The organism is Microcystis sp. M49636_WE2, assembly GCF_030065375.1.
Lineage (GTDB): Bacteria > Cyanobacteriota > Cyanobacteriia > Cyanobacteriales > Microcystaceae > Microcystis > Microcystis aeruginosa_C.
Genome location: NZ_JASJFG010000807.1, coordinates 1 through 2,315, shown reverse-complemented (window position 1 = coordinate 2,315; position 2,315 = coordinate 1). Strand labels below are relative to the sequence as shown.

At 46.8% G+C, this 2,315-nt stretch carries 2 protein-coding genes; both read right to left on the bottom strand.

Going from position 1 to position 2,315, the window contains the following annotated elements; all coding sequences use genetic code 11:
- Positions 1–1,646 (bottom strand): urease subunit alpha (gene ureC, locus PX484_RS18395; RefSeq protein ID WP_288105039.1); only part of this gene is annotated, 1,646 nt, incomplete at its 3' end.
- 81 nt (positions 1,647–1,727) lie between these two features.
- Positions 1,728–2,315, bottom strand: a 588-nt coding sequence (locus PX484_RS18390; RefSeq protein ID WP_288105037.1) for a PPK2 family polyphosphate kinase, incomplete at its 5' end; no start/stop codon positions are given.

Sequence of the window (2,315 nt, the reverse complement as noted above, 5' to 3'; positions counted from 1 at the left end):
CCGTCAGCACGCACCTCGTAGGTTTCGGGATTAACTTCCATGCGCGGTAAAGCGTCATTAAGCTTCATACTAGCCTTACTGATATTGCGCGTATTCGACACGGCTACGGCGGTTTTTTTCAGCTTTAACTTCTCAGGAATGCCCGCTTTCATAGCATATTTAGAAACAAATGTCAAGGAAGTTTTGGCGATCGCACCACCAAAAGAGGCAAACATGGGACGCATATAAACCGGTTGGGGTGTGGGAATACTGGCATTAGCATCGCCCATTTGCGCCCAGGCGATTAAACCGCCTTTCAGGACAATTTCCGGTTTTACGCCAAAAAATGCCGGTTTCCAGAGAACCAAATCGGCTAATTTGCCCACCTCGATGGAACCGACATAATCGGAGATACCATGGGTAATAGCAGGATTAATCGTATATTTAGCAATATATCGTCTTGCCCGCAGATTATCATTCTCTCCCGTTTCCCCGGTCAGTCTGCCTCGTTGTACCCGCATTTTGTGGGCAGTTTGCCAAGTGCGGATAATTACTTCTCCCACCCGTCCCATAGCTTGAGAATCGGAGGAAATGATGCTAAAAGCCCCTAAATCGTGGAGAATATCCTCGGCGGCAATAGTTTCGCGGCGGATGCGGGATTCAGCAAAAGCCACATCTTCGGGAATACTCCGGTCTAGATGATGACAAACCATCAACATATCGAGGTGTTCCTCTAAGGTATTCGTCGTATAGGGACGGGTGGGATTGGTAGAGGAGGGTAAAACGTTCATTTCCCCGCAAACCCTGATAATATCGGGAGCATGACCACCGCCGGCCCCTTCCGTGTGGTAGGTGTGAATGACGCGATTTTTAAAAGCGGCGATAGTGGCCTCGACAAAACCGGCCTCATTGAGAGTATCCGTATGAATCGCCACCTGCACATCGTACTTATCGGCCACGCTTAAACAGGTATCAATGGCTGCCGGAGTGGTTCCCCAATCTTCATGGAGTTTTAAGCCAATTACCCCCGCTTTTACCTGTTCCGCTAGTCCTTCCGGCTGACTGCTATTGCCTTTACCCAAAAAACCCAAATTCATCGGGAAAGCTTCGGCCGCCTCTAGCATTCGATAGATGTTCCATTCTCCCGGGGTGCAGGTGGTGGCATTAGTTCCCGTTGCAGGTCCGGTCCCACCACCAATCATTGTGGTAATCCCCGACGCAATCGCTGTCTCAATTTGTTGGGGACAGATAAAATGAATATGGGCATCAATCCCCCCTGCTGTCAAAATCATCCCTTCCCCGGCTAATGCCTCGGTAGCAGGACCGATAATAATATCGACATTATCTTGAATGTGGGGATTGCCCGCTTTACCGATTTTATAAATTTTGCCGTCTTTAATGCCCACATCAGCTTTAACGATGCCCCACCAGTCGAGAATTAGGGCATTAGTAATCACCAAATCCACCGCCCCATCTTCCCTAGAAATGGGGGATTGGCCCATCCCATCGCGAATTACTTTACCGCCGCCGAATTTTACCTCATCGCCGTAGGTGGTGAAATCTTTTTCGACTTCGATAAATAATTCCGTGTCTGCCAGGCGAACTTTATCTCCGACGGTGGGGCCGTAGGTTTCAGCATAGGTGCGGCGATCAATGCGATAATTCATAGGGGGAATTCTTGAAAATCGAGATCGATTATACGATCGATTTTCCGGCAATTATCGCTTTTTCGGGATTTTCTTCCATTTTTAATCTGGCTCGTTTTCGAGGATTTCTTTGGCTTTCAGTAAAGCTTGGTGATGTTCTTCGGTAACGGTGGGATATTTTAAACCAAGGGATTCGAGGGTGTGATAAATAACCGCCCCCACAGCTAAACGAGTAAACCATTTGCGATCAGCCGGGATAATATACCAGGGGGCCCATTCGGTACTGGTATGATTGAATACCTCCTCGTAGGCTTTCATGTAATCACCCCAAAAAGCTCTTTCTTTGACATCATTTTCGGAAAACTTCCAGTTTTTTTCGGGGCGATCAATTCTTTCTAAAAAGCGTTTTTTCTGTTCTCCTTTAGAAACATTGAGAAAGAATTTCAGGACAATAACCCCATTATTAACCAGATATTTTTCAAAATTATTAATCTCCTCAAAACGTCGCTGCCAAACTTTCTTAGTTCTGTCTTCGGGGGGGAGTTTTTGCCGTTCCAATAAATCTTGATGGACGCGCACGACTAATAATTCTTCGTAGTAGGAACGATTAAAAATACCGATACGACCTCGCTCCGGTAAAGCTTTATAATATCGCCAGAGATAATCGTGATCTAGTTCTTCGGCCGAGGG